This is a genomic window from Methylobacterium sp. Leaf87, from assembly GCF_001422775.1.
GTDB lineage: Bacteria > Pseudomonadota > Alphaproteobacteria > Rhizobiales > Beijerinckiaceae > Methylobacterium.
The window spans coordinates 96,582-116,226 of record NZ_LMMI01000060.1; the positions used below are offsets into that span (position 1 = coordinate 96,582).

15 protein-coding genes are annotated in these 19,645 nt (G+C 69.8%); 8 read left to right on the top strand and 7 right to left on the bottom strand.

Annotated features, from left to right (window positions below; translation table 11 throughout):
• Positions 1–56 precede the first annotated feature (56 nt).
• From ASF22_RS21320 to ASF22_RS21345, 6 genes are all read left to right on the top strand, one after another.
• Positions 57–656: a HupE/UreJ family protein gene (locus ASF22_RS21320; protein WP_056176706.1), complete on the top strand. Its 600-nt coding sequence runs from the start codon at positions 57–59 to the stop codon at positions 654–656.
• Between the two features lie 392 nt (positions 657–1,048).
• Positions 1,049–1,984, top strand: a complete 936-nt coding sequence (locus tag ASF22_RS21325) for a ring-cleaving dioxygenase (RefSeq protein WP_056176709.1) — start codon at positions 1,049–1,051, stop codon at positions 1,982–1,984.
• Positions 1,985–2,162: 178 nt separating this feature from the next.
• Positions 2,163–2,936 (top strand): ferredoxin--NADP reductase, encoded by a 774-nt coding sequence (locus ASF22_RS21330; RefSeq protein ID WP_056176712.1) that lies wholly within the window; start codon positions 2,163–2,165, stop codon positions 2,934–2,936.
• Positions 2,933–3,622 (top strand): dethiobiotin synthase, encoded by a 690-nt coding sequence (gene bioD, locus ASF22_RS21335; RefSeq protein ID WP_056268085.1) that lies wholly within the window; start codon positions 2,933–2,935, stop codon positions 3,620–3,622. The genes ASF22_RS21330 and bioD overlap by 4 nt, the downstream gene beginning before the upstream one ends.
• 123 nt (positions 3,623–3,745) lie before the next feature.
• A complete protein-coding gene (locus ASF22_RS21340) occupies positions 3,746–5,668 on the top strand; it encodes a KUP/HAK/KT family potassium transporter (RefSeq protein ID WP_056268088.1) in 1,923 nt (640 codons plus the stop codon).
• Positions 5,669–5,835: 167 nt separating this feature from the next.
• Complete coding sequence (locus ASF22_RS21345) at positions 5,836–7,008, top strand: histidine kinase dimerization/phosphoacceptor domain -containing protein (RefSeq protein WP_056268091.1); 1,173 nt, start codon at positions 5,836–5,838, stop codon at positions 7,006–7,008.
• Between the two features lie 67 nt (positions 7,009–7,075).
• On the opposite strand, the gene ASF22_RS21350 is transcribed toward ASF22_RS21345, so the two are convergent.
• The 7 genes from ASF22_RS21350 to ASF22_RS21380 all read right to left on the bottom strand — a co-directional run bounded on the left by ASF22_RS21350 (position 7,076) and on the right by ASF22_RS21380 (position 17,751).
• Entirely contained in the window at positions 7,076–9,316 is a 2,241-nt protein-coding gene (locus ASF22_RS21350) for an NADP-dependent malic enzyme (RefSeq protein ID WP_082483911.1), read from the bottom strand.
• A 177-nt stretch (positions 9,317–9,493) separates the two neighbouring features.
• On the bottom strand, positions 9,494–11,323 hold the full coding sequence (lpdA, locus tag ASF22_RS21355; RefSeq protein WP_056268092.1) for a dihydrolipoyl dehydrogenase: 1,830 nt from the start codon (positions 11,321–11,323) through the stop codon (positions 9,494–9,496).
• A gap of 38 nt (positions 11,324–11,361) precedes the next feature.
• The gene (gene aceF, locus ASF22_RS21360) at positions 11,362–12,735 is read right to left on the bottom strand and encodes a dihydrolipoyllysine-residue acetyltransferase (RefSeq protein ID WP_082483913.1); all 1,374 of its coding nucleotides are present in this window, start codon (positions 12,733–12,735) and stop codon (positions 11,362–11,364) included.
• Positions 12,736–12,797: 62 nt separating this feature from the next.
• Entirely contained in the window at positions 12,798–15,461 is a 2,664-nt protein-coding gene (gene aceE, locus ASF22_RS21365; protein WP_056176730.1) for a pyruvate dehydrogenase (acetyl-transferring), homodimeric type, read from the bottom strand.
• Between the two features lie 340 nt (positions 15,462–15,801).
• Positions 15,802–16,173, bottom strand: a complete 372-nt coding sequence (locus ASF22_RS21370) for a response regulator (protein ID WP_056176733.1) — start codon at positions 16,171–16,173, stop codon at positions 15,802–15,804.
• A gap of 159 nt (positions 16,174–16,332) precedes the next feature.
• Positions 16,333–16,902: a hypoxanthine phosphoribosyltransferase gene (hpt, locus tag ASF22_RS21375; protein ID WP_056176735.1), complete on the bottom strand. Its 570-nt coding sequence runs from the start codon at positions 16,900–16,902 to the stop codon at positions 16,333–16,335.
• Between the two features lie 12 nt (positions 16,903–16,914).
• Positions 16,915–17,751 (bottom strand): zinc-ribbon domain-containing protein, encoded by an 837-nt coding sequence (locus tag ASF22_RS21380; RefSeq protein ID WP_056176738.1) that lies wholly within the window; start codon positions 17,749–17,751, stop codon positions 16,915–16,917.
• Positions 17,752–17,965: 214 nt separating this feature from the next.
• Here ASF22_RS21380 and ftsE point away from each other — a divergent pair, with 214 nt between their 5' ends.
• Both ftsE and ASF22_RS21390 read left to right on the top strand, forming a co-directional pair.
• Positions 17,966–18,667, top strand: coding sequence for a cell division ATP-binding protein FtsE (ftsE, locus tag ASF22_RS21385; protein ID WP_200918837.1), 702 nt, complete (start codon positions 17,966–17,968; stop codon positions 18,665–18,667).
• Positions 18,664–19,644 carry an ABC transporter permease gene (locus ASF22_RS21390; RefSeq protein ID WP_056176745.1) on the top strand — a complete coding sequence of 327 codons (981 nt, stop codon included), beginning with the start codon at positions 18,664–18,666 and terminating at the stop codon, positions 19,642–19,644. Before ftsE ends, ASF22_RS21390 begins: the two co-directional genes overlap by 4 nt.
• Position 19,645 lies beyond the last annotated feature (1 nt).

The window sequence follows — 19,645 nt, forward strand, 5'->3', positions numbered from 1 at the left end:
CGGAGGCATGGCGGTTGCTACACTGCGCTCGCCTGCCACTGCTCCCCGGATCCGCGATGCTCTTTGCCCTGCCGACGCTCTTCGCCCGCGCGGCGATCCTACCCCTGGCCCTGGTGATCGCCACACCCGCCCTGGCTCATCCGGGGCACGAGGCGACGACCCTGCAGCAGGGCTTCCTCCATCCCCTCGGCGGCCTCGACCATGTCCTCGCCATGGTGGCCGTAGGGCTCATCGCGGCGCGGATCGGCGGGCGGGCATGCCTCCTCGTGCCGGCGGCGTTCCTCGCCATGATGGCGGTCGGCGGCGCGGCCGGTGCCGCCGGCCTGAGCCTTCCCTACGTGGAGACCGGCATCGCCCTCTCGGTCGTCGTCCTTGGGGCGGTCCTGGCCCTGGGCGCCGTGCCGCCCGTCGCTGGCGCCATGGCGCTGGTTGGGGCGTTCGCGGTGTTTCACGGTTTCGCGCACGGGGCCGAGATGCCCGGCGCCGCCTCGGGGCTGGCCTACGGCCTCGGCTTCCTCATCGCCACCGCGCTTCTCCATGCCGCCGGGCTCGGCCTCGGCTTTACGGTCACGCACCATAAGACTCGCCCGGCGCTTCGGGTTGCCGGGGCAGGCCTTGCCGCCGCTGGCCTGGGTCTCCTCGTCGGGGCGTTCTGAGGGCGCTACACCACGGAATCACGGCCAGGGAATCCGCTTCGGCGCGCCCCCTGAACGGGTCTTGCCGGGCGCCGCCGCCAGCCTCCCGTGGAACAGCAGGCTTCCCGGCGATATGGGAGCGAGCCGGTGGTCGCGCCTGTGCGGGGTCGTAGATGTGAGATGCTGTGCCTGTGCGGGTTCTGCCTGTGCGAAGTCGTGCCGTTCCGTGGGTTCGCGCCGGATCCCGCGGGATCCGCCGCCAGCACAGGCGTGGCGCGGATTCCAGGGGATGGGATCGCCCACCAGCCGAGATAAGGGGATCGCCGTCCAGGCCACCCCGCGGCTTTGTCATTCGCGGCGGCCGGCCCCATCTGATCCCCAACTCTCCTCGCGCCACAGGCCGGACCCGCCCGATGCAACTCACCGGAATCCACCACCTCACCGCCGTCACCGCGCGGGCCGCCGACAACGCGGCGTTCTACACCCGGACGCTGGGCCTGCGGCTGGTGAAGAAGACGGTGAACCAGGACGACGTCTCGGCCTACCACCTGTTCTACGCCGACGGCCTCGCGTCGCCCGGCACGGACCTGACCTTCTTCGATTGGCCGGCGGCGCCCGAGCGGCGCGGCACCAACAGCATCACCCGCACGGGCCTGCGCGTGGCAGGGACGGCATCGGTCGAATGGTGGCGTGCGCACCTCGCCCGGCAGGGCGTCGCCCATGCGGTGCCGGTGGAGCGCGACGGGCGCCTTAGCCTCGATTTCGAGGACGCGGAGGGGCAGCGCTTCCTGCTCGTCGACGATGGCGGCGAGGGCCCGGCCCACCCCTGGGAGCACAGCCCCGTGCCGGCCGAGCACCAGATCCGCGGCCTCGGCCCGATCCGCCTCACCGTGGCACAGGGCGAGCGCACGGAAGCGGTGCTGGCCGACGTTCTGGGGATGAGTCACGACCGCACCTACGAACTGCCGGAGGGCGCCGTCCGTGTCTGGCGCATGGGGGAGGGGGGACCGGCCGCCGAACTCCATCTCCTGTCGCAGCCGGACCTGCCGCCCGCGCGCCAGGGGGCGGGCAGCGTCCACCACGTCGCCTTCCGAATCCCGGATGCGGATTACGCAGCCTGGGCCGACCGCCTGAAGGTGAAGCGCATGCCGACGAGCGGCCCCATCGACCGGTTCTATTTCCAGAGCCTGTATTTCCGCGAGCCCAACGGCATCCTGTTCGAGATCGCCACGGACGGCCCCGGCTTCACCGCCGACGAGCCCCTGGAGACCCTGGGGCAGCATCTGGCACTGCCGCCCTTCCTCGAAGGGCGCCGCGCCGAGATCGAGGCGGGGCTGAAGCCGCTCTGACCCGGCACCCGGGCGCATCCGGAGCCTTTGGATTAATTCAGAGCGATTCCAAACGGTTGCAGCCAAACTGTCCGCACTCGGGTGGTGCGGGGCACCTGCGCGCCCGGACCGTCTTGACGCGGGCGCCGCAGGTGCGAGAAGACCCCGCAAAGCTTCGAGATTCGAGACGGACCCGGCGATGAGTAAGTTCAACGAGGAGCGCGTGCTCTCCGTCCACCACTGGACGGACACCCTGTTCTCCTTCCGCACCACCCGTGATCCCGCCTTCCGCTTCCGCAACGGCGAGTTCGTGATGATGGGCCTCGAGGTCGAGGGCCGTCCGCTGCTGCGCGCCTACAGCGTCGTGTCGGCCAATTACGAGGAGGAGCTGGAGTTCTTCTCCATCAAGGTGCCGAACGGCCCGCTCACCTCGAAGCTGCAGCACCTCAAGGTCGGCGACCCGATCATCGTCGGCAAGAAGCCCACCGGCACCCTGGTGCTCGACAACCTGATGCCGGGCAAGAATCTCTACCTGCTCGGCACCGGCACCGGGCTCGCCCCGTTCATGTCGATCATCAAGGACCCGGAGACCTACGAGCGCTTCGAGAAGGTCGTCCTCGTTCACGGCTGTCGGCAGGTCCAGGAACTCGCCTACGGCGAGACCATCACGCAGGATCTGCCGAACCACGAGTTCCTCGGCGAGGTGATCAGCGCCGGTCTGATCTACTATCCGACGGTGACGCGCGAGCCTTTCCGCAACCGCGGCCGCATCACCGACCTGATGACCTCCGGCAAGCTGTTCGAGGATATCGGCCTGCCGCCGATGTCGGTGGAGAACGACCGCTTCATGCTCTGCGGCTCGCCCGACATGATCCGCGACACCCGCCAGCTCCTCACCGATGGGGGCTACGAGGAGGGAAATCACGGCGAGGCCGGCCACTACGTCATCGAGAAGGCGTTCGTGGAGAAGTGAGCGGCCGCGCCGTCTTCGTCGCCGGCGCCGGGACCGAGATCGGCAAGACCTACGTCACCGCGGCCCTGACCCGGTGCCTGCGGGCGCAGGGGCACGGAATCCGCACCCTCAAGCCCGTGGCGAGCGGGGTGCCGCCCGTCGATGATCCGGCGTTTCGGCAAAGCGACACGGCGATCCTCCTGGAGGCGCAGGGGCTCGGCCTCACGCCCGGCAGCGTCGCCGCCTGCTCGCCCTGGCGCTTCACCGCGCCCCTCGCCCCCGATCTCGCCGCCGCGCGCGAAGGCCGGACCCTGGCCCTGGCCGATCTCGTCGCCTGGTGCCGGACCGAGATGAGCGCGGCGCCGCCGGGCACGACACTGCTGATCGAGGGCGTCGGCGGCCTCATGAGTCCGGTGACGGACGACCACACCGGCCTCGACTGGCTCAAGGCCCTGTCCGTGCCCGCCCTCCTCGTCTCCGGCTCCTATCTCGGCGCCATCAGTCATGCGCTGACGGCCGCCGAGACCCTGCGCGGCCATGGGGTGGCCTTGCGCGGGGTCGTCGTGTGCGAGAGTCCGGACGCCCCGACGGGTCTGGAGACGGTGGCGTCGGCCATCCGCCGGCACGTCGCCGTTCCGGTCCACGGGATCGCGCGCGGTGGCATCTGTTCCGACGATCTCGCCGCGCTGATCCGGACGGACGCGTAAGAGGCTCAGCCGGACCTGCGTGACACGTCCGGATGCTCGCTCTCATCCCTGGACGCAGGCCCTCGATCCTCCTACCTCGGCGGGGAAGAGGCGTCGCCGAGGCGCCCTGCCGGAGATCCGAACTTGTCCCAAGATCAGACCCGGTCGCGAGATCGGACCCGGACGGGGCAGGCGGGGCTCGCGCGCCCGGCCGCGCTCGTCGGCGCCCTCGGCATCGTCTACGGCGATATCGGCACGAGCCCGCTCTACGCCTTCAAGGAGGCGGTGCGGGCGGCGAGCGCCGGCGCCCCGCCGACCCCCATCGCCGTCACGGGCGCGGTGTCGCTGATCCTGTGGGCGCTGATCCTCATCGTCTCCATCAAGTACGCGGTGCTGATCCTGCGGGCCGACAACCGGGGCGAGGGCGGCATCGTCGCCATGCTGGCGCTCCTCGGGGCGCGCCACGCGAAACCGGGCTCGTGGGCCGGCGTGCTCCTCGTCGTCGGCCTCGTCGGCGCGGCGCTTCTGTATGGCGATGGGGCGATCACGCCGGCCATCTCGGTGCTGAGCGCCGTCGAGGGCCTGAAGGTCGATGCGCCCGGCCTGTCGCGCTTCGTCGTCCCCATCACCCTGGCGATCCTGGTCGGGCTGTTCCTCGTCCAGAGCAAGGGGGTGGCCTTCATCGGGCGCATCTTCGGGCCCGTCATGCTGGTCTGGTTCCTCGTCCTCGCGCTCATGGGACTCGGCGGCATCGTGCACGCGCCGCAGATCCTCGGCGCGGTGAACCCCCTGCGCGCCGTCGATTTCCTGCTGCATGCCGGCTGGCACGTCAGCTTCGCCATGCTGGGCGCGGCGTTCCTGGCGGTGACCGGCGGCGAGGCGATGTACGCCGATCTCGGGCATTTCGGCGCCGGCCCGATCCGGGTCTCGTGGTTCGGCCTCGTGCTGCCGGCCCTCGTCATCCACTATTTCGGGCAGGGCGCGCTCCTGCTCGCCGAGCCCGACGCCCTCGAGAACCCGTTCTACCGGCTTGCCCCCGACTGGGCGCATTATCCGCTCATCGGGCTCGCGACGCTCGCCACCGTCATCGCCTCGCAGGCGATCATCTCGGGCGCGTTCTCACTGACCCAGCAATCGATCCAGCTCGGATTCCTGCCGCCCATGCGGGTGGTGCACACCGCCCGGCACGAGCGCGGGCAGATCTACGTGCCGGTGGTGAACTGGCTGCTCGCGGCCGCCACCATCAGCGCCGTGCTGATCTTCGGCTCGTCCGATGCCCTGGCGGGGGCCTACGGCATCGCCGTGTCCTCGCTCATGGCCATTACCACCCTGCTGGCCGCCCTCGTGGCGTTGAAGTGGGGCTACAACCCCGTGGCGGTCTTCGCCGTCAACGGGTTCTTCCTCGCCATCGATCTCGTGTTCCTCAGCGCCAACAGCGTGAAGCTGTTCGAGGGCGGCTGGTTTCCGCTCCTACTGGCCGGCCTCGTCGCGTTCCTGATGCTGACCTGGCGCAAGGGCACCCAACTGGTGGAGGCGGCGCGGGTCCATCTGCGCCAGCCCGAGGCCGAGTTCCTTGAGCAGCTGCGCCGCGATCCCCCGCTCATCCTGCCGGGCCGCGCCGCCTTCCTGTCCTCGGCGACGAGCGGCATCCCGCTCCACATGTCCCGCTTCGTCGAGCGGTCCCACGCCCTGCACAAGCGCATCCTCATCATCACCGCCCTCTACGAGGAGGCGCCGGTGGTGCCCCGCGACGGGCGGGCCGAGGTCTCGGCAGTGACGCCGGACATCACCCGGCTGACCCTGCGGTACGGCTTCATGGAGGATGCGTCGATCCCCGAGGGGCTGGCCTGCGCCGTCGAGGCCGGCAAGCTGCCGGCCGAATGGGTGGAGGATATCACGATCTTCATCGGCCACGAGACCATCATCCCGAAGAGCGACCATCGCGGCATGGCCGATTGGCGCGAGGGCCTGTTCGCGTTCCTCCTGCGCAACGCCGAGCGCACGGGCGCGCATTTCTGCGTGCCGACCCGCCAGCTCGTGGAAGTCGGGACCGAGATCGAGATCTGATGCGGCGCCCGGTCGAGGGGCGATGAGAATCGAAGCTGCGCGCCCGGGATTTGCGCCGAAGCAGGGGCACCGCCGCGGCGGGCACGGGTTTGTGCCCTTGCGAGGCGCCGCCAAGGGCCGCAAGAAGAAGCCTGAACGCCCCATCTCAAGTCCGGACCCGTGATCGTATGCCCGAACTCGCCCCCAAGGCCCTGGCGATCCGCCTGCGCCAGCAGGCGATCCTGTCCGATTTCGGCGTCGAGGCCCTGCGGGCCACGGAGTTGCTGCCCCTACTCCAGCGGGCCACGGAACTCTGCGCCGAAGGCATGGAGGCCCAGTTCTGCAAGGCGCTGGAATACAAGCCGTATCAGGATTGCCTCCTCGTCTGCGCCGGCGTCGGCTGGGCGGCGGATGCCGTCGGCACGGCCATCATCGGGGCGGACCTCGCCTCGCCGGCCGGCTACGCCCTCAAGACCGGCCGGCCGGTGATCTCGAATCACCTCCAGGACGAGACGCGGTTCCGTACGCCGAAGCTCATGGCCGACCACGGCATCCGCCGGGCCATCAACGTGCTCATCGCCAACCGCGACGGCAATTACGGCGTCCTGGAAGTCGACGACACCCGCGAGGGCCAGTTCGAGGAGGCGGACATCGCCTTCATGCAGGGCTTCGCCAACCTCGTCGGCGGCGCCATCGAGCGCCAGCGCGCCGAGGCCCGGCTCAAGGCCGCCGTGGAGCGTCAGGAACTCCTGTCCCGGGAGATGAGCCACCGAGTGAAGAACAGCCTCGCGGTGGTGGCGGGCTTCCTCGGGCTCCAGGCGCGGGGCTCCGACAACGAGGACGTGAAGGCGGCGCTCGCCGACGCCCGCACCCGGGTCGAGGCGGTGGCCCAGGTTCACGACCAGCTCTGGCGCCAGCCGAGCCTGGAGGCCATCGACGTCGCGGGGTTCCTCGAGGCGCTCTGCGCCCGCCTGCAGGAGAGCGCACCGCACCACACCCTGGTCTGCCGGGCGCAGACGGTGAACATCCCGGCGGACCTCGCGATCCCGCTCGGCCTGTTCGTCAACGAGCTCGTGACCAACGCCATCAAGTACGCCTACCCGGAGGGTGCCGGCGAGATCCGCATCACGGTCCGCGACGTCGGCGCGGACGACGGTGCTGCGGGCGGCCTCCACCTCTCCGTCTGCGACGACGGCGTCGGCCTGCCGGATGGGTTCGACCCGACGGCGCCGCGCCGCGCCAGCCTCGGCATGCGGATCGTCAACAGCCTCGCGCGCCAACTCGGCGGCCCCCTCGAAATCGCCACCGATCGCCCGGGCGCGCATTTCTCCCTACGGATCGCTCCCACCATGGCCGACTGACGGCCCGGCGAGTCGCCTTCGCCGCCCGGTTCCGGGCGGCGAAAGTCGGGTCTCGGTTCGCCCCCGGTCAGTCGTCCGACGCAGCCGAGGCGGCCGTCAGGGCCGTCATGTTGACGATGCCCCGCACGGTGGTGGTGGGCGTGAGAATGTGCACGGGTTTCGCCGCGCCGAGCAGGATCGGGCCGATGGAGACGCCCTGGCCGGACACAACCTTGAGGGCGTTGAAGGTGATGTTGGCGGCCCCGAGATTGGGCATGATCAGCAGGTTGGCCTCGGCACTCAAGGTGGTCTCCGGCTTGAGCCGGGTGAGGATCGTCCGGCTCAGGGCCGCGTCGGCCGGCATCTCTCCGTCGATCTCGAGGTCGGGCGCGCGGGCGCGGATGAGCGCGAGGGCGTCCCGCATCTTGCGGGCTTCCGCGTCGTCGGCGCTGCCGAAGCTCGAATGCGACACCAGGGCGACGCGCGGGGTCTGGCCGAAGCGGCGCATCTCGGCCGCCGCCAGCACCGTCATCCCGGCGATTTCCTCCGCGCTCGGATCGGCGTGGATGTAGGGATCGCAGATGAAGACCGTGTGGCGCGGCAGCTGCAGCAGGCCCATGGCGGCCAGGTGTTCGGCACCCGCTGCCCGGCCGATCACCTCGGAGACCTGGGTCAGGTGTCCGGCATAGGGGCCGAGGGTGCCGCAGAGCAGGCCATCCACCCGGCCCTCGCGGAGCATGGTCGCGGCGGCGCGGGTGGCGTTCCCCTCCGCTCCCACCACCTCGACGGTCTCGCCGACCTTGAGGCGCAGGCTCAGGGACTTGATCCGGGCCGCGATGACATCGGAGCGGCCGACGAGCACAGGGAACGCCAGGCGCTCGTCGACCACCACCTGCGCGGCGCGCAGCACCCGGTCGTCCTCGCCCTCGGCGAAGGCGACCCGCTTGAGGCCGGATTCGGAGGCCGCCGCGAAGACCGGCTGCATCACCGTGCCGGAGGTGTAGACGAAGCGCTGGAGCGAGCGGCGGTAGGCGTCGAGATCGGCGATGGGCCGGGCAGCGACGCCGCTGTCCATGGCGGCCTTGGCGACGGCGGGCGCGACGGAGGTGATGAGGCGCGGATCGAACGGGCGCGGGATGAGGTAGTCCGGGCCGAAGCTCAGGTCCTGCGCGCCGTAGGCGGCGCTGACCACGTCGGAGGATTCGGCGTGGACGAGGTCCGCGATGGCGCGCACGGCGGCGAGCTTCATCGCCTCGTTGATCTCGGTGGCGCCGACATCGAGGGCGCCGCGGAAGATGAACGGGAAGCACAGGACGTTGTTGACCTGGTTCGGGTAGTCCGAGCGGCCTGTGGCCATGAGGCAGTCCGGCCGCACGGAGCGGGCGAGATCGGGCAGGATCTCCGGATCGGGGTTGGCGAGCGCCAGGATGATGGGCCTCTCCGCCATGCCGGCGACCATCTCGGGCTTCAGCACGCCGCCCTGCGACACGCCGAGGAAGATGTCCGCCCCCACGATGGCGTCACCCAGGGTGCGGGCCTGGGTGTCCCGCGCGTAGGCCGCCTTCTGCTCGTCGAGGGCGCCGAGGCGGTCCGTGGAGATCACCCCGCGGCTGTCGCAGACGAGGATGTTCTCACGGGCCAGTCCGAGGCCGACGAGGATGTTGAGGCAGGCGATGGCCGCCGCACCGGCGCCCGAACAGACGAGGCGGACCTGCTCGATGGGTTTGCCCACCACCTGCAGGGCGTTGAGCAGGGCGGCGGCCGCCACGATGGCGGTGCCGTGCTGGTCGTCGTGGAACACCGGGATCTTCATCCGCTCGCGCAGGCGGGTCTCGATGGTGAAGCACTCGGGGGCCTTGATGTCCTCGAGGTTGATGCCGCCGAAGGTCGGCTCCAGCTTGGCGATGATCTCGATGAGCTTCTCGGGATCGGTCTCGTCGATCTCGATGTCGAACACGTCGATGCCGGCGAACTTCTTGAACAGGCAGCCCTTGCCCTCCATCACGGGCTTGCCGGCGAGCGCACCGATGTTGCCCAGGCCCAGCACGGCGGTGCCGTTGGTGATCACGGCGACGAGGTTGCCGCGCGAGGTCAGGCTGTAGGCCTCCTCCGGGTCGTGCTTGATCGCCATGCAGGCGGCCGCGACGCCGGGCGAGTAGGCGAGCGCGAGGTCGCGCTGGGTCGACATGTCCTTGGTCGGCTGGACCGAGATCTTACCGGGCGTGGGAAAGCGGTGATAGTCGAGGGCGGCGCGCTCCAGGGCGGCCTCGGTGCCCGCATCGGCATTGGCGACGGCGCCGGGCGCCCGCAGGTCTGCTTCGTTGCTCATGATCTCGTACGGTCCACGCGTCGGTTGCTGATGGGGGACGCGAGGAGGCCGGTCGCGGGCCACACCCCCTGTCCGTGCTCGGCACGGCCGTCCCCGTCCCCCGTGCCACATGGCACGGAGGCTGGGTCGTCCTGTCGGCGCGGCCCCCAAATGGGTCGCCGCGCCGGTTCGATAAGGTCAGTGGGCCTTCTTGGGCCCGTCCTTCCTGGGCATGTAGAGGTCGGTGATGGTGCCCTCGAAAGCTTCGGCCGCCAGCCCGATCGTCTCCGACAGGGTCGGGTGCGGGTGGATGGTCAGGCCGATATCCTCGGCATCCGCACCCATCTCGATGGCGAGGGCCGCCTCCGCGATGAGGTCGCCGGCCGACGGGCCGACGATGCCGCAGCCGAGGATGCGGTCGGTCTCGGGGTCGAACAGCACCTTGGTCAGGCCCTCTTCGCGGCCGAGCGCCAGGGAGCGCCCGGAGGCCGCCCACGGGAACACGCCCTTGCCGACCTTGATGCCCTTCGCCTTGGCCTCGTTCTCCGTCATGCCGACCCAGGCCACCTCCGGGTCGGTGTAGGCCACCGAGGGGATCACCTTGGCGTCGAAGACGCTGCTCTTGCCCGCCGCCACCTCGGCCGCGACCTTGCCCTCGTGCGTCGCCTTGTGGGCCAGCATCGGCTGGCCGACCACGTCGCCGATGGCGAAGATGTGGGGCACGTTGGTGCGCATCTGCTTGTCGACGGCGATGAAGCCGCGCTCGTCCACGGCGACGCCCGCCGCCTCCGCGCCGATGCGCTTGCCGTTCGGGCGCCGCCCCACCGAGACCAGCACTTTGTCGAAGATGTCGGTCGCCGGCGCGGTACCGCCCTCGAACGACACCTTCAGGCCCTCCGGCGTCGCCGCGACGGCCGTGACCTTGGCCTTGAGGTGGATGGCCTCGTACTGCTTCTGGATCCGCTTCATCAGCGGCGTGACCATATCCTTGTCGGCACCGGGGATGATCTGGTCCATCAGCTCGACGATGGTCACCTTGGAGCCGAGCGCGTGGTAGACGGTGGCCATCTCCAGCCCGATGATGCCGCCGCCGATCACGAGCAGGCGGGCCGGCACGCCGTCGAGTTCGAGCGCCCCCGTCGAGTCGATGACGCGCGGGTCGTCGTGCGGGATGAACGGCATCTGCACCGGCTCGGAGCCGGCGGCGATGATGGCGTGGTCGAAGCCGATCACGCGGGTCCGGCCCTCGTGCTCCACCGCGACCTGGTTCGGACTGACGAAGCGGGCCTCGCCCGTCACCACCGTGACCTTGCGCTGCTTGGCGAGACCCGAGAGGCCGCCGGTGAGGCGCTTGACCACGCCGTCCTTCCATTCGCGCAGCTTGTCGATGTCGATCTGCGGCGCGGTGAAGGAGATGCCGTGCGCCGCCATGGCGTGGCTCTCGTCGATGACCTTCGCGGCGTGCAGCAGGGCCTTCGACGGAATGCAGCCGACGTTGAGGCAGACGCCGCCGAGACTGGGCCAGCGCTCGACGAGCACCACCGACTGGCCGAGATCGGCCGCCCGGAACGCGGCGGTGTAGCCGCCGGGCCCGGCGCCGATGACGAGCACCTGCGCCCGCATCTCCTCGCCGGAGACCGGCGCCGCGCCCTTCGGTGCGGCGGCCTCGGCGGCACCGTGGCCGCCCTGGGTCGCGGCCGAGCCGTAGCCGGCCTGGCCTTCGCCCGGTGCGTGGGCTGCGGCGGCGCCCGTGCCGGCCGGGCTCGGCTTCGGCGTGCCCGTCGCGGCGGCGGCCTCGGCCATCACCAGGATCAGGTCGCCCTGGCTGACCGTGTCGCCCGCCTTGATCCGCACCTCGGCCACCGTGCCGGCAACCGGGGACGGGATGTCCATGGTGGCCTTGTCGGATTCCAGCACGACGATGACGTCGTCGACGGAAATCACGTCGCCGGGGCTGACGCTGACCTCGATGACGGGCACGTTCTTGAAGTCGCCGATATCCGGCAGATGGATGCTGTTGCTGCTCATCGTGTCACCTCACTTGAGTTCGCGCTGGCCGGGTCTCGTCAGACGACGAGGCGCCGGACGTCCTCGAGGACGTGGGCGAGGTGGCGGGCGAAGCGCGCGGCGAGCGCGCCGTCGATGACGCGGTGGTCGTAGGAGAGGGAGAGCGGCACGATCAGGCGCGGCTTGAACTCCGTGCCGTTCCAGACCGGCGTCATCTTGGAGCGGGCGACGCCCAGGATGGCGACCTCGGGGGCGTTGACGAGCGGCGTGAAGGACGTGCCGCCGATGCCGCCGAGGCTGGAGATCGAGAAGGTCGCGCCCTGCATGTCGGCGGCGCTGAGCTTGCCGTCGCGGGCTTTCGCCGAGATCGCGCCGAGATCGCGGCTGATCTCGACGATGCCCTTGCGGTCGGCATCCTTGATCACCGGGACCACGAGGCCTTCCGGCGTGTCCACCGCCACGCCGATGTTGTAGTATTGCTTGAGGATCAGCGCGTCCTTCTCGGGCGAGAGCGAGGCGTTGAACTCGGGGTGCTTGCGTAAGCCAGAGACCGCCGCCTTGATCAGGAAAGCCAGCAGGGTAACGCGGTAGCCCTTGTCCTTGAGTTCCTTGCCCGCGTTGTCGAGTTCCTTGCGGTAGGCGTCAGTCTCGGTGATGTCCGATTCGTCCTGGTGGGTGACGAGCGGCACGTTGAGCCAGGACCGGTGCAGGTGCGCGCCGGAGATCTTCTTGATCCGCGACAGGGGCCGGGTCTCGGTGGGGCCGAACTTCGAGAAGTCCACGGCCGGGATCTCGGGGATGCCCATCCCGCCGCCCGAGAACGCGGCCGTGCCTGAGGCGCCGGGCGCCTGCGCGGCGGAGCGCGTGAGGTGACCCTTCACGTCCTCCTTGGTCACCCGACCCTTCTCGCCGGTGCCCTTGATGGTGGTGAGGTCGATCCCGAGTTCGCGCGCCAGGCGGCGGACGCCCGGGCTGGCATGGACCTGGGAGAAGTCCGGAATGCTGCCGGCGGGGGCTGCCGGGGCGGGGCTCGGAGCGGCGTTCGGGGCCGGCTCCTGCTTGGCGAGCAGTGCGGCGCTGTCGGCGCCCGCGGGCGCGTCGGCGGCCTTCTCGGCCGCGGCGGTGTCGCCCTTGGCGCCCTCGCCCTTGAACACGAGGAGCGGCGAACCCTCGCTCACCTTGTCGCCGAGCTTGACCAGGATCCGCTCCACCACGCCCGCGCTCGGCGAGGGCACGTCCATGGTCGCCTTGTCGGATTCGAGCGAGACCAGCGGATCGTCGGGCCCGATCGTGTCGCCCTCCTTCACGTGGATCTCGATGATCGGGATGTCCTTGAAGTCGCCGATGTCCGGAATCTGGATCTCGATACCCACTGCGCAATCTCCCTGGTTGAGTCGGAGCCTCTCGCGGGCTCCCTCGTGCGGTCCGTCGATGGAAAGGGTCGGGAAGTCTCAAGGCGTCGGCCGCCGGGATGCGGCGGCCGACGGGGCGCGGATCAGACGGTCCAGGGTGCCGGCCGGTCCGTGTCGATGCCGTACTTGGCGATGGCGTCGGCCACCGTCTGGGCCGGGATCACACCCTCCTCGGCGAGGCTGTGCAGGGCCGCCACCACGACCCAGTGCCGGTTGACCTCGAAGAAGTCGCGCAGGCGGGCCCGGTAATCCGAACGGCCGAAGCCGTCGGTGCCGAGCACTCGGTAGCGTCCCGGAACCCAGGTGCGGATCTGGTCGGCGAACAGGCGCATGTAGTCGGTGGCGGCGACCACCGGGCCGGTGCGACCCGAGAGGCAGGTCTCGACGTGCGAGAGGCGCTTGCCCTCCAGGGGGTGGAGCAGGTTCCAGCGCTCCGCCGCCATGGCGTCGCGGCGCAGCTCCGTGAAGCTCGGGCAGCTCCAGATGTCGGATGCGATCCCGAAATCCTGCTCCAGCAGGTCTGCCGCCGCGATGACCTCGCGCAGGATGGTGCCCGAGCCCAGCAGCTGCACCCGGTGGCCCTTGGTCTTTTCCGCAGGGCCTTCCTTGAACAGGTACATCCCCTTGATGATGCCGGCCTCCGCGCCCTCGGGCATGCCCGGGTGCTCGTAGTTCTCGTTCATCACGGTGATGTAGTAGAACACGTCCTCCTGCTCGGCATACATCCGGCGCAGGCCGTCCTGCACGATCACGGCGACTTCGTAGGAGAAGGTCGGGTCGTAGGAGACGCAGTTCGGGATGGTCGACGAGATGAGGTGGCTGTGGCCGTCCTCGTGCTGCAGGCCCTCGCCGTTCAGGGTGGTGCGCCCGGCGGTGCCACCGATGAGGAAGCCGCGCGCGCGCATGTCGCCCGCCGCCCAGGCCAGATCGCCGACCCGCTGGAAGCCGAACATCGAGTAGTAGACGTAGAACGGGATCGTCGGCGCGTCGGAGTGCGAGTAAGAGGTCGCGGCCGCGATCCAGGACGACATCGCGCCCGGCTCGTTGATGCCCTCTTGGAGCATCTGACCGTTCTTGTCCTCCTTGTAGTACATCAGTTGGTTGGCATCTTCCGGCCGGTAGAGTTGGCCCACCTGGGAGAAGATGCCGAACTGGCGGAACATGCCCTCCATGCCGAAGGTGCGGCTCTCGTCGGGCACGATCGGCACGATGCGCTTGCCGATGTTCTTGTCGCGCAGCAGCGTGTTGAGGATACGCACGAACGCCATGGTGGTGGAGATCTCGCGGCCCGCGGTCTCCTTGAGCTGGGCCGAGAACGCCGAGAGTGGCGGGATCTCCAGGGCATGCGACTTCCGACGCCGCAGGGGGAGGGGACCACCCAGTGCCTCGCGCCGGGCCATGAGGTAGCGGTGCTCGGGGCTGCCTTCGGGGAACCGGATGAAGGGGATCTCCTTCAGCTGGTCGTCGGTGAGGTCGATTTGGAAGCGGTCGCGGAACTGGCGGAGCACCGCCTCGCCCATCTTCTTCTGCTGGTGGGTGATGTTCTGAGCCTCGCCCGACTCGCCCATGCCGTAGCCCTTGACGGTCTTGGCGAGGATGAGGGTCGGTTGGCCCTTGTGCTTGGAGGCGGCGCTGTAGGCCGCGAACACCTTGCGCGGGTCGTGGCCGCCGCGGGTCAGGCGCCAGATGTCGTCGTCGGTCCAGTCGGCCACCAGGGCCGCCGTCTCCGGATACTTGCCGAAGAAGTGCTCGCGCACGTAGGCGCCGCTCTTCGACTTGAAGTCCTGATACTGGCCGTCGACGCATTCCTCCATGAGGCGCGCCAGCATGCCGGTGCTGTCCTTCTGGATCAGGGCGTCCCAGCCCGAACCCCACAGCACCTTGATGACGTTCCAGCCGGCCCCCCGGAAATCGGCCTCGAGTTCCTGGACGATCTTGCCGTTGCCGCGCACCGGCCCGTCGAGGCGCTGCAGGTTGCAGTTGATGACGAAGACGAGGTTGTCGAGTTTTTCACGCGCGGCCAGGGCAATCGCACCCAGGCTCTCGGGCTCGTCCATCTCGCCGTCGCCCATGAAGGCCCAGACCTTGCGGCCGTCGGTCTTGGCGAGGTCGCGGTGGTGCAGGTAGCGCAGGAAGCGGGCCTGGTAGATCGCCATCAGGGGGCCGAGGCCCATGGAGACCGTGGGGAACTGCCAGAAATCCGGCATCAGCCAGGGATGCGGATAGGAGGAGAGACCCTTGCCGCCGACTTCCTGGCGGAACCCGAGGAGCTGCTCCTCGGTCAGGCGCCCTTCGAGGAAGGCGCGGGCGTAGACGCCGGGCGAGGAATGACCCTGCACGTAGATGAGGTCGCCGCCGTGGTCGGCGTTGGCCCCGCGCCAGAAATGCATGAAGCCGGTGTCGTAGAGGGTGGCGGCCGACTGGAAGCTGGCGATATGGCCGCCGAGCTCCGAGGAATCCTTGTTGGCCCGCAGGATGATCGCGATGGCGTTCCAGCGGATCGCCGAGCGGATGCGGTGCTCGATGGCCCGGTCGCCCGGATGCGGATCCTGGTTCTGGGGCAGAATCGTGTTCAGATACGCAGTGTTGGCCGAGTACGGGACCGGGGCGCCCTTCTTGCGGGCTCCGTCGATGACTTGCTCGATCAGGTAATGCGCCCGCTCCGGCCCGTCGACGTCGAGGACGCCATCGAGTGAGTCGAGCCATTCCTGCGTCTCGACGGGATCGAGGTCGCGGCTACGCTCCATGGTATCCTCCCTAGTGTTTCTTGAGCGGATCAGACGCGTTTGCCCGCTCTTTGTCAGTATGATTTTGCAGGAAGTGGACCAAGTCCAGTCCATTTAAATTAAATCACTGAAACAATGACTTGAATGATTTTTGGGTTTTGCGGCAGTGCGGCATCCCGCACGTATTGTCCGGCCCCTGTCCGAAACTTCGGACAGGGGCGTGCGTCACGCAGAATGGAGGGCGCGCAATCGCGGAGCCGCGGAATTCGGCTGTTTTGATCGAATCGGGCACGTGCGAGCCCAGCCGGAGGTGGGTGCTCCCGAAAGACCGGCGCGTGGTCGGCGCCTCAGCGCCGCATGGTCAGGCGGCGAGGGCCAGGGCCCGGGTCACGGTGGAGCGCAGATCCGCGAGGGAGAAAGGCTTGGTGAGCACATCGGTGACGATGGCGTCGAGGCCGCGCGCGCGCTCGCGCTGATCGGCGAAGCCCGTCATCAGCAGGATGGTGAGGTTGGGAAAATCGCGCTTGGCCGCCAGTGCCAGGGCGATCCCGTCCATCAGCGGCATGCGGATGTCCGTGAGCATCAGATCGAAGGCGCCGTCGGCTTCGATGAGACGGTCGAGCCCGTCGCTGCCATCGGTGGCGGTGACCACGGCATGGCCATCGATCTCCAGGCCCCGCTTGAGGAATCCCCGGACCGTCTCTTCGTCATCCACGAGCAGGATGCGCGCCATCGTTCGTCAGGTTCTCTCGCAAGGGAAGGGATTTCAGTCACGCAAGCGAGTGGGCGCCCTGTCAAGGGACAGAGCGCCACACGGATGCGCCTGCGGACTTTTTTTCGTGCCGGGACCGTAGTCTTCGCCGGGTGGTCCGCTCCGGCGACCGTCCCTCGATCAGGTGCCGCCGAACAGGTCCGCTTCGGGGCTGTCGTAATCCACGAGGCCGACGAAGGGCAATTGCCGGTAGGCGTGCGCCACGTCCATGCCGTAGCCGACCACGAAGACGTCGGGGCAGGTGAAACCGACGAAGTCGGCGTCGATGGTGACGGCGCGCTTGCCCGGCTTCTCGAGGAGCACGGCCGTGAGCACCCGCTTGGCCCCGCGCGCCATCAGCAGATCCTTGGCGAACACGATGGTCCGGCCGGATTCGAGGATGTCGTCGATGAGCAGCACGTCGCGCCCGCGCACCTCGCTCTCGACGTCGCGCAGGATCTCGACCTGTCCCGACGAGACCGTGGCGGTGCGGTAGCTCGACAGATGGACGAACTCCGCCTGCGGCTCCAGACCGGCCCGGTGCAGGGCGCGCAGGAGATCGGCGGCGAACATGAAGCTGCCCTTGAGCACCGCCACCACCAGGAGGTTCTGGGGCTTGGCCGCCGCGATGGCGGCGGCGAGTTCCTCGGTGCGCCGGGCGATGGCGGCTTCGTCGAACAGGACGCGGACGCGTCGGGAAGGAGTCGTCATGGACACCTCATATCACGGGTGGCCGCGGGTGCCATCGGTTTTGGCGACCGCGTCGGCCCGTTGCACCGAAGGGGCTTGCGAGAAACGCACGTGGATCGCGCGCGCCTCGGCGGGCGGCGCCGACAGGCTGGCCCGGAACCGCGCGGTCTCGCGGTTCTCGAGGCTGCGGCGCGGCGGGACCACGCTCCAGCGATACAGGGGCTGGTCGCGCCCGTCCCGCACCTCGATCTCGATGGGGGGGACCGCCGCGCCGTCCGCCGCCACCCCGACCACGTCGCCCTCGACCACGAGCTGGGCGCCGTCGCCTTGCGTCTGAAAAGCGACCACGTCGCGCAGGTCGAGGCCGCGGAGATTCACCGGCAGGCCGATGCGGGCGTAGAGCCCGGCGGTCTGGGGCATCGCCCGCACCACGGTCGTGCGTCCGAGAACCGCGAGGCCGAGCCCGGCCACCACGGACAGGCCGATGGCGGCGGTGGGCGAGAAGCGTGGCCGCCCGACGGACTTGACCGGGGCCTTCGGTCTCGGGCGAGCGCGTGGCTCGGAGGGGAGCGCCTCCGCCGTGGCCGATGCGGGCCCGGAATCGGATGCCCCTGTCTCTTCCGCCATCGCCGCCTCCCAGGCGTCGAGGGAGGCCTGGGCCTCGGCCCGCGCCTTGGCGTCCTCCGGGCCGGCCTGGACCGCCTCCATCATGGCGGCCGTCATCTCGGCCTCGAGGGCGGCCGCGACATCGTCCGGGGAGATGAACCAGGTCTCGCGGCAGGCCGCGCAACGCACGGAGCGTCCCTCCGCGCCGACGCGATCGGTGTCGATCACATATTCGCTTGCACAGGATGGGCAGACGATCAGCATGGCGAATCGGCGCCCCGGGGTCTCGATCGGCAGTTGCCGGCTCGGTCAAAAAGACTCACACGGTTCTGCGCGAACGCGGTTAACCATCCGTGAAGCGGTGGCGCCGGACGCGTGCGCCGCGTTCCCGAGGGGATGCGCGACCGCAATCGGGCAAGCGTGATGAGGCAAGAGCGCGTGATGGGGCAAGAGTGATGGGGTGCGCGTGGCGGATCGGGTGAACACGGGCAGCCTGCTGTCCGGGGCGGAAGAGCCGGTGGTCCAGTTCGAGAATGTCGGGATGCGCTACGGCCTCGGTCCGGAGGTGCTCAGCGACGTGAGCTTCCAGATCGCGCCGCGCTCGTTCCAGTTCCTCACGGGGCCGTCGGGGGCGGGCAAGACCACGCTCCTGCGCCTCATCCTCCTGTCGGTGCGCCCGACGCGGGGACTGGTCTCGGTGTTCGGCGAGGAGGTCAGCGGCATCTCCAGCGAGGCGCTGACGGGCCTGCGCCGGCGCATGGGCGTGGTGTTCCAGGATTTCCGCCTCCTCGACCATCTCACCACCTACGAGAACGTCGCGCTCCCCCTGCGCGTCCAGGGCCGGGCCGAGACGAGCTACCGGGCCGAGGTGGTCGAATTGCTGCGCTGGGTCGGCCTCGGCGAGCGCATGCACGTGTTGCCGCCGCTCCTGTCGGGCGGCGAGAAGCAGCGCGCCGCCATCGCGCGCGCCCTCATCGCGCGACCCGAACTGCTCCTCGCCGACGAGCCCACGGGCAACGTCGATCCGGGGCTGGGACGGCGCCTCTTGCGCCTGTTCATCGAGCTCAACCGCCTCGGGACCTCCGTGCTCATCGCCACCCACGATTTCGCCCTGATGGATCTCGTCGATGCCCGCCGGCTGGTGCTCGGCGACGGCCGCCTCGCCGTGGAGCGTCCATGAGCCGATCCGTCGCCCCCGCCGCCAGCCGACCCGTTTCCCCGCCGCGCACGGCGTCGCCTCCGCCGAGCCCGCTGCCCGCGACCCTGCGGCGCAACGCCCCCCTCGTCCCGACGGATTCCTCGGCGAGCCGGGCGCTCGCCGCCGTCATCGCCATCCTCACCTTCCTCGCCGCCCTGTGCGCGGGGGCCGCCGAGATCGTGGCCTCCAGCGCCGACCAGTGGCAGGGCGCGGTCGCCCAGGAAGTGACGATCCAGGTCCGCCCGAGCCCCGGGCGCGACCTCGACGCCGACGTCGCCCGGGCGGAAAGCCTGGCCAAGGCAACGCCCGGCATCGCCGCCGCCCGGGTGTTCTCGAAGGCCGAGGCCGAGCGGCTGCTCGAGCCCTGGCTCGGCAGCGGCCTCGATCTGTCCGACCTGCCGGTGCCGCGCCTCGTCACCCTGCGCCTCGCCGAATCCGCCCGGCCCGACCTGAAGCCCCTGCGCGCGTCGCTCGCGGAGGCGCTCCCCGGCGTCGCGAGCCTCGACGATCACGCCCTGTGGCTGCGCCGGCTCTCGACCATGGCCAACACCTTCGTGGGCGTCGGCGTCGGCCTCGTCGCCCTCGTCCTCGTCGCCACGGGCCTCGCGGTGGTCTTCGCCACCCGGGGTGCCATGGCGGGCAATCGCGAGGTGGTGGAAGTGCTGCACTTCGTCGGCGCCGACGACGATTTCATCGCCCGCGCGTTTCAGCGGCGGTTCTTCCGCCTCGGCCTGCGCGGCGGCATCATCGGCTCCGTGGCGGCCCTGATCGCCTTCGCGATCGCCGGCTTCGCCGCCGGCGCCTGGCGCTCCGGACCGGCCGGCGAGGAGATCGAGGCCCTGTTCGGCGCCTTCCACATCGGCTGGCGCGGCTATGCCAGCGTGCTCCTCATCGGTGTGATCGCCTCCGTGGTCACCGGCATCGTCTCGCGCCTCACCGTGCGGCGCTTCCTGGCCTGAC